This is a genomic window from Streptomyces sp. NP160, assembly GCF_006335115.1.
In the GTDB taxonomy this organism is placed as follows: Bacteria; Actinomycetota; Actinomycetes; order Actinomycetales; family Quadrisphaeraceae; genus Quadrisphaera.
Genome location: NZ_VDMJ01000004.1, coordinates 158,711 through 167,075 on the forward strand (window position 1 = coordinate 158,711; position 8,365 = coordinate 167,075).

The window sequence follows — 8,365 nt, forward strand, 5'->3', positions numbered from 1 at the left end:
GACACGCCGGGGCGGTGCCCGCCTGCGACGCCGGGCTCGCCCCCGGGTGCACCATCGTTCACAGCAGTCACACCGGCCTCGCTGGAGATGGGCTGTGAGCCCGGGTCTGTCCCGGTTCGGTGCGTCCGTGGGCCCGCGCGAGCAGGCCTGTGGGCGGCGCGACATGCCTCGACGCGCCGGAAGTCCCACGCGCAGAGCGTTCGAGGTGTCACGATCCGTGCATGGAGATGCACCGCCCCGGGTTCCCGGGCGAGCCGTCTCCGTGGGACGACCCGGACGACGTCGACGACGCTGACGCCCGCGCCCTGCCCCGGGTGCGCGTGGCCTCGCACCGCGCCCACACCTCCGTCTCCCTGCCCGCCGTCGCCGCGGGCCGCACGCCCCCCACCCCGACGCCGGTGGGCGCGGCCACGCGGCAGCCGGGCCAGCCCGGTGTGCGGCGACCCGTGATCGACCTGCGCGACGGCGGGGCACCGGCGGCCCCGGGCCCGCAGGTCTCCGACCACCTCGACCAGTGGCTCGGCCGCCACCCCGCCCAGCCCGCCCACGCCCCGGTGCAGCTGCCGCCCACCGCTGCCGCCTCGCACCACCCCGCCGCGGTGGAGCAGGAGCACTGGTACGGGACCCCGCCGGTGCAGCAGCCGGTGCACCAGCCCGTGCACCAGCAGGCGCCCGCGGTCCAGCACGCGCAGCCCGTCCAGCCGGCGGTGGACCCGTCCCGCTACGACCACGCCGTCGAGCTCCTCGGTCTGGCCCAGCGCCACGCCGAGGAGGTGCGCTCCACGGCTGACCGCGAGGCCCGCGCCCTGCTCGAGGAGGCCTCCGAGCGCGCCGAGTGCGCCCGCGCCGAGTCCGCCCGGCAGGCCGCCCTGGTCATCGGCAGCGCCCAGGACCGCGCCGAGAGCATGCTCGCGCGCGCCGCGCAGGAGGTGGAGCTCCTCGAGACGCGCACCGAGCAGGGCCGCCAGGTGCTCGCCGCCATGGGCGAGGAGTACACGACGCTGCGCGAGCAGCTGAGCCTGCTGCGCACCGACCTCACCGCCCTGCGCGCCCGCCGCGGGGAGTTCGTCGAGGAGACCGCCGCCCTCGAGGACCGCGTCAGCGTGCTCCGCTCGGTGGCGGACACCATGATCGACGAGGCGGCCGCTCGTGCCGCCGAGGTGACCCGCGAGGCCGCCGTCACCGTGGAGCGCGCCGTCGCCGCGCGCGCCAGCGCGCAGGCCGACGCCAGCGAGCTGCGCCTGAAGACCGAGGCCGACCTCGCCCAGGCCCGCGCCGCCGCCGAGCGGGTGCTGACCTCGGCGCAGGAGGAGGCCGACCGGCTGCTCCGCGAGGCCGAGGCGCGCCTGGCCGCTGCCGACGAGGACGTCCAGGCCCGCCTTGAGGGCGCCGCCGCCCAGGGCGCGGCGCTGCGCGCCGAGGCCGAGGAGGTCCGCTCCGAGGCCCGCAACCAGGCCGACCGCACCCGGGCGGACGCCAGCAAGCAGGCGGCGGCCGCTGTCGCCTACGCCGAGCAGCTGCGGGCCGAGGTCGACGAGGACGTCGAGCGCGTCCGCGCCGAGGCCGCCGCGGTGGCCGAGGCGCTGCTGGGCCAGGCCCGCTCCGACGCGCACCAGGTGCAGGCCGACGCCGAGCAGGAGCGGGAGCAGGTCTCCTCTGCGGCCGCCGCGGCCGCCGAGGTGGCGCTGGTGGCCGCCCGCGACGAGGCGGACGCCGTGCGCGCCGCTGCCGCCGAGCAGGCCGAGCGCACCGCCGCCGAGGCGGAGGCGGTCGCCGCGCAGCTGCGCGAGCAGGCCGAGGACGCAGCCCGGGCGCTGCTGCTGCAGGCCCAGGAGCTGCACGACCAGGCCGCCGAGCGCGCCCGGCACGCCGAGGAGCTGCACGAGGAGGCCGCGGGGGCCGCTGAGGCCGCGCGCCTGGAGGCCGCCGAGCTGGTGGCCCACGAGCTGCGCGCGGCCCAGGGCGACATCGACGCCGAGCGCGAGGCCGTCTTCGCCACGCTGGAGCTGGAGCGGGAGGCCGCGCTCGCCGACGTCGAGGGGCTGCGGGAGACCGCGCGCGCCGAGGGGCTGGCGCTGCTGGAGCAGGCCCGCACCGAGGCGGCGGAGGCGCTGGCGCTCGCCCGCGCCGAGGCGGCCTCCGCAGCCGCCGACGCGGACCGCGTGCTGGAGGAGGCCACCGCCCAGGCCTCGGCGCTGCTCCTGGAGACGCGCGCCGCCGCCCAGGCGCAGGCCGCTGCCGCTCGCGACGAGGCGGAGGCGCTGCGCGTCGCGACCCTCGACGACCGCGAGCAGGCGCTGGCCAGCGCCCGGGCCGGAGCGGCGGCGCTGCTGGCCACGGCCCGCACCGAGGCCGAGGCCGTCCGCGAGGAGGTGCTGGCCGGGCTCGACGCCGAGCGCCAGGCCGCTCGCGCCGTGGTCGACGAGCTGGCCGCGCAGGCCGACGCGCTGCGCGCCCAGGTGGAGGCCGTCCGCGCCGCGGCGCAGGCCGACGCCGAGCAGGTGCGCCTCGAGGCGGCTCAGGTGCTGGCCCACGCCGAGGCCACCCGCGCCGCGGCCGGTGCCGCCCGCGACGACGTCGCCGCCCTGCGCGCCACCGCCGAGAGCGACGTCGCGGAGCTGCGCGCGACGGCGGAGGCCGGGGCGGCCGAGCTCGTCGCCGAGGCCGAGGCCGAGNNCGCCGCCGGCGTGCTGGCCGCCGCGCAGGAAGACGCCGAGCAGCTGCTCGCCGGTGCTCGCGCCGAGGCCGCGCAGGTGCAGAGCGCGGTGGAGTTCGCCTCCGCGGAGCTGCGCACCGCTGCCGAGGGCGAGACCGCCGCGCTGCTGGCCGCCGCCGAGGCCGAGGTCGCGGAGCTGCTGGCCTCGGCGCAGACGCGCGCGGAGGAGGTGCTGCAGGCCGCCGAGGCCGAGGCGTCGCGGGTGCGGGGTGCGGCGGCGTCCGACGCTGCCGCCGTGCGCGCCGAAGCCGCCCAGCTGCGCACGGTGGCGCAGGCCGCCGCCGACACCATCGCCGACCGCGCCGCCCGCGAGGCCGGCACCGCGCTCGAGGTGGCCCGCGCGGCTGCCGCGGCCGCTCGCCGCGACGCCGAGCTCGTGCTCGCCGGGGCCCGCAGCCACGCCGAGAAGGCGCGTGAGCGCGTCGAGGCGCTGGAGCTGGTGGCGCGCGCCGAGGCCGACGAGCTGGCCGAGGCCGCCCGGGCGTCCGCCGCCGCGCTGCACAGCGAGGCCGAGTCCGTGCTCGCCGGCGCGCGACGCCACGCCCAGGCCGCTCGCGAGCAGGCCGTGGAGGGCGTGAAGGCCGCCGCGCGCGAGGCCGAGGAGCTGGCCGAGGTGGCCCGCGCCTCTGCGGCGGCGCTGCACCTGGAGGTGCAGGCGGAGCGGGACCGCTCCCGCGAGCACGCCCAGGCCGCGCGCGCCGAGGCCGAGCGCCTCGTGGCGACCGCCCGCGACAGGGCCGCTGCGCTGGTCGCCGAGGCCTCGCGCGAGGTGGACCGGCTCTGGCAGACCGCCGCCGACGAGGCCGACCGCCTCCACGGCGACGCGGTGGACCTGGCCGACGACGTGCTGGGCCGCGCCCGCGCCAGCGCCGAGGAGGTCTGCGCCGAGGCGGAGGGCGCCGTGGCTGCGGCGCAGACCGCCGTGGAGCAGATGCTCGCCGACGCCGCCGCCGAGGCGGAGGAGGTGCTGTCCGCCGCGCGCTCGGAGGCCGAGGCGGTGGCCCGCGAGGCCGACGCCTCCCGCGAGGAGGCCGCCGACGAGCTCGAGGAGCTGCTCGCCTCCGCCCGCGCCCAGGCGGTGCGCATCACCACGGCCGCCGCGGCGGACGCGGACGACGTCCGAGCGGCTGCCCAGGTGGACGCCGAGGAGCTGCTGACCCTCGCCCGCCAGCGCGGCGTCTCCCTGCTCAACGACGCCGAGAGCGCCCGCACCGCGCTCGAGGTGGAGGCCGACCAGATCGTCTCGGCCGCCCGCGCCGAGGCGAAGGAGATGCTCTCCAGCGTCCAGCGCGCCGCCGACGACATCACCGCCCGCGCCCAGGCCCGCCAGCGCGCCGCCGAGGCCGAGGCCGACCGGCTGCTGGTGGCCGCCCAGGAGCGCGCCACGCGGGAGCGCTCGGCCGCCGAGTCCGCCGCGGCCGCCTCGCGCGCCGAGGCGCAGGCGCAGGCCCAGCGCGTCCTGGCCGAGGCCACCGCGGTGCGCGAGCGCGCCGCCGCAGACCTGGCCAGGGCCCAGGCCGAGGCCGAGCAGCTGCTGGAGCGCGCCGCCGCCGACGCCCTGGTCACGGGGGAGCAGGCCGGCTCGGCCGCCGCAGCCCTGCGTGACGAGGCCCTGCTGCTGCGCGAGCAGGCCGAGGCCGAGCTGCAGCGGGCCCGTTCCGAGGCCGCCTCCCTGCTGTCGACCTCGCAGCGCGAGGCCGACGAGGAGGCCGCCCGCGCCCGCCGCGAGGCCGACCAGGCCCGTCAGCAGGCGGCTCTCGAGGCGCGCCGCGCCACGTCCGACGCCTACGCGGAGGCCAAGCGCGCGCTGACCGCTGCCACCGCTCGTGCCGACGCGCTGCGCGAGGGCGCCGCCGAGGAGGCCGAGGCCGCTCGCGCCGAGGCGCAGCGCGTCCGCTCCGCCGCCGAGGCGGAGGCCGCTCGCGTGCTCGCCGAGGCGGCCGCTCGCCTGCAGCAGTCCGACGCCGACGCCGAGCGCGTGCGCGAGCAGGCGGCCGACGCGGCGGACGCCGCCGCTCGCAAGGCCCACGCCGACGCCGCTGCGACGGTCCGCCAGGCCCGCGAGCGCGCCCAGCAGCTGACCACGGCCGCGTCCGAGCGCCTCGAGCGCGAGCAGCAGGCCGCGGACTTCGACGTCGCCGAGCTGCGCCGCACCGCTGCTGAGCACGCCGAGCAGGTGCGGGAGGCGGCCGAGCGCACCGCGCAGGAGGTCCGCGACGCTGCCGAGCGGATCGCGGTGGAGCTGCGTCAGGCCTCCGAGCAGGCGGCGGCCGAGCTGCGCGCCACCTCCGAGCGGGAGGCGGCCGAGCTGCGCGCCACCTCCTCCCGCGAGGCCGAGGAGGTGCTGGGCGCCGCCCGCGGCGAGGCCGAGGAGCTGCTCGGCAGCGCCCGCGAGGACAGCGCCGCCGAGCGCACCGCGGCCCGCACCGAGAGCGAGCAGCTGCGTGCCGCCGCCCGCCGGGAGGCGGCTGCGGCCCGCAGCGCGGCCCGCGAGGCGCTCGAGGTGGCGCAGGCCGAGGCCTCTCGCCTGGTGGAGGGCGCCACGGCGCAGGCCGCCCAGACCGCGGCGGCGGCGGCCCGCTCGGCCGCTGAGGCCGAGGCCGGCGCGCGCGCCCTGGTGGACCAGGTGGCCGAGGAGGTGGCCCGCGCCCGCAGCGAGGCCTCCGAGCAGCGCAGGTCCGCCTCGGTCGAGGCCGAGGCGCTGCTCTCCGAGGCGCGCACCGCGGCGCACAAGCTCCTCGAGGACGCCGCGAAGGAGTCCGCGAAGCTGCGCGAGGAGGCTGAGTCCGTGCTCGAGCAGGCCCAGGCCGACGTGGAGGCTCTGCGCGCCCGGCACGCACGGATCCTCTCGGACCTGTCCGAGCTGTCGGCGGCTTCGACGTCGCTGTCCTCCGGCCCGTCAGCGCCGCGCCCCCGGAGCGGCTCGCGAGGCTGACGCCGACCTGCCGTCGCCTCCTCGACAGGCGCTGGACGTCGATCTCCGCAGGACGCCCCTCGGGTGAGGCGGTCCTCCGGGCGGGTCGTCGGAACACCGCTGGTCGGAGGGTTCGGGCCTCGGGACTCCACGTCGCAGCCCACCGGCAGACGGTCCCTCGTGCGACGACTGGCGTCAGTCGGCATCGACGCCCACGAGCGGGGATGCCGCCTCGACAGGAGTTGGCACCACCCGACCCCGTCCCCCCAAGGTGGGACAGCCTCGATCGCTTCGGCCTGGTCGGCGGCACTCAACAGTGAATCTCTCGTGTCCGACACATCTTGCGAGGCGTCCTGAAGGCGGCGCTTCCGAGCGCCGAAGGAACGACGCCCATGTCTCTCGCCTCCTCCCCGACAGCACCCAGCGCCTCGCGCGAGCAGAAAGACTGCCCGAGCCACAGCCACCGGCGCCGCCGCCTGGGCGCCGTGGTGCTGCTGGTCGGTGGCTGCAGCCTGCTGGGCACCGGCGCCTTCGCCTCCTGGCAGGCCACTGCCTCGGCCAGCAGCGCGTCGTTGAGGGCCGCCACCGTGGGCGCCACTGTGGTCGGTGCGACCGGCGGCCAGCTCACCACCCCCGTCTCCGACCTGCTACCCGGTGACTGGCTGTACCGCTACGTCGACGTCACCAACACCAGCACCGTGGTCGGCGCCTTCACCGGCACGGTGTCCTCCGCTGCGCTGGGCAGCGGGCTGACCGCCGTTGTCGAGTCCTGCTCAGCGGCCTGGAACACGGCGGCGGCCACCTGCCCGGGCACTCAGAACGTCCTGGCCTCCGGCAGCGTCGGCTCAGGCCTGGCCATCGCCCACGGAATCCTCGCACCGACCGCGGTGCAGCACGTCCGCTACAAAGTGACCGTCGACCCCTCAGCACCGGCATCTCTCATGGGCACCACCGGATCGCTGAGCATGTCGGTGGTCAGCGACCTCGTGGGCAACCGTGACCGCACCACGGGCTGAGCCGCCCGCGCTGCCCCGCCGGCGCACGGCTGCGGTGATCACCGCAGCCGTCGCCGCCGGCACCACTGGAGCGATCATCGCCACAGCTGCCCCAGCCAGCGCCGGCTGGCGGGCCCGGGACTCCACCGCTACCGCCCCCTTGACCCTGGCCCGCATCAGCAGCCGGCTGGACACCAGGGCACCCGGTGGGACGACCACCCCGCGGGGCGAGACCTACTCCGCCGCAGCGCTCCTGGCGCTCGGTCCGGGGTACGTCGACGCCGTCAACACCTCCACCGTGACCGCCGAGGTCACCGTCACGGTGACCACCGGCGGCGCGGCCAACCTGGTGGTCACCGCCAAGGGCTGCGACGTGCCGTGGTCGGTCACGGGCACCTGCGCCGCAGGCGAGACCACGGTGTCCACGGCACCGGTGCTGCTCGGGTCGACCAGCACCGCCACCCTCGAAGCGGTGCTGCCCTCGGGTGGACGCCGCTACCTCAAGCTGGGCACCTCCACCTCCCTCGGCGCTGGCGCGTCTGTTGACCTGCGCAGCAGCGCCGCACCCGTCGGCGCCCCGCGGGACAGGACGTCCGGATGAGCGTGATGAGCCTCGCCACGCGTTGGTCCCGAAGGCTCGGCGTCACCGTCGTCGCCCTCGGGGTGGTGCTGGCCGCTGCTGCGCAGCTGCACGGCTGGCGCGCCGTGCCGGTGCTGTCCGGCTCGATGACCCCGTACGCGGCTCAGGGCTCCCTGGTGCTGACCGTCCCCGTGGCCCCGTCGCAGGTGCGCGTCGGTGACGTGGTCGCCTTCGCTCCCCCGGAGCCGTACGCCCGCGGACACCACCCGGTGATGCACCGGGTGGTGTCCCTCGAGCAGCGCGCAGGCACCACAGCGATGACCACCCGCGGTGACGTCAACCCCGAGGCAGACCCCTGGACCGTCGACCTGAACAGCGCCGACCTGGGGCGAGCAGTGCTCGTGGCGCCCGGGGCGGGCTGGTTGTTCATGGCCGGTCCCGGCGCCGCCATGGCCCTCCTGCTCGGCGCCGCTGCGGTGGCCGAGGGCGTGTCCGCGATGAGGCCTTCGGGCTGCTCGTGCCCGAGTCCGGTCGCCCAAGCCGCGGAGGTGGACGCGGTGGTCGAGGTGACCGCGACAGCTCAGCCGCAGGGCCCTGCCTCGGTCTTCGACATCACCGACCCGGCTTCCCCGCCGGTGGGTTTCCCAGCACCGCGACGGCCGGCCCCCTCTGAGAGCGCGGCCGCCCACGGGCCACGGACTCGCTGAGGCGAACGCGCTGCCGGGATCGAGACGGACTGCCGCTGAGTCAGCGGGTCGCGGGTCCGCCCCAGGTGTGGGGGGCGACAGGCCTGGAGGACGTCCCTCACCGGCCACCCGAGCGGCGTTCCACGGGCTGGACCTCGTCCCACTCGTGGACCCGGTCCGAGACCGGAAGAAGCGCTGCTCGGCAGCTGGCTGGGCAGGCGCTGCTGCGCCCGGTGAGCGGGCGCCCAGGGCGACGCCCTGAGTGACGCCCGGAGCGGTAGGCGCCACTAGGGCTGTGCAACGACGGGGGCGCGCGCGGAGCCGCGCGAGAGGTGCAGCGGCGGAGGACGCAGTGGACGCCCTCCTCTCCCAGGTGAACGGCTTGTTCGGTCCGTCCGTCCGTGTCCCCTTGACGGGGCTGGGCTCTCGAGGTGAGAGGCCGTCGAGGTGCCGCGGCCCGACCTGGGTGCGAGT

Annotated in this window: 3 protein-coding genes and 1 pseudogene; all 4 read left to right on the top strand. The window is 77.9% G+C overall.

Annotated elements, in window-relative coordinates; genetic code table 11:
* Positions 1-221 precede the first annotated feature (221 nt).
* Positions 222-2,675 (top strand): annotated as a pseudogene (locus tag FHN55_RS23180) (hypothetical protein); the annotation flags it as partial.
* Positions 2,676-6,022: 3,347 nt separating this feature from the next.
* The gene (locus FHN55_RS02935; RefSeq protein WP_139710601.1) at positions 6,023-6,646 is read left to right on the top strand and encodes a hypothetical protein; all 624 of its coding nucleotides are present in this window, start codon (positions 6,023-6,025) and stop codon (positions 6,644-6,646) included.
* 34 nt (positions 6,647-6,680) lie between these two features.
* Positions 6,681-7,226 carry a hypothetical protein gene (locus tag FHN55_RS02940; protein WP_139710603.1) on the top strand — a complete coding sequence of 182 codons (546 nt, stop codon included), beginning with the start codon at positions 6,681-6,683 and terminating at the stop codon, positions 7,224-7,226.
* Positions 7,223-7,912: a signal peptidase I gene (locus tag FHN55_RS02945; protein ID WP_139710605.1), complete on the top strand. Its 690-nt coding sequence runs from the start codon at positions 7,223-7,225 to the stop codon at positions 7,910-7,912. Before FHN55_RS02940 ends, FHN55_RS02945 begins: the two co-directional genes overlap by 4 nt.
* The last annotated feature ends 453 nt before the right edge of the window (positions 7,913-8,365 follow it).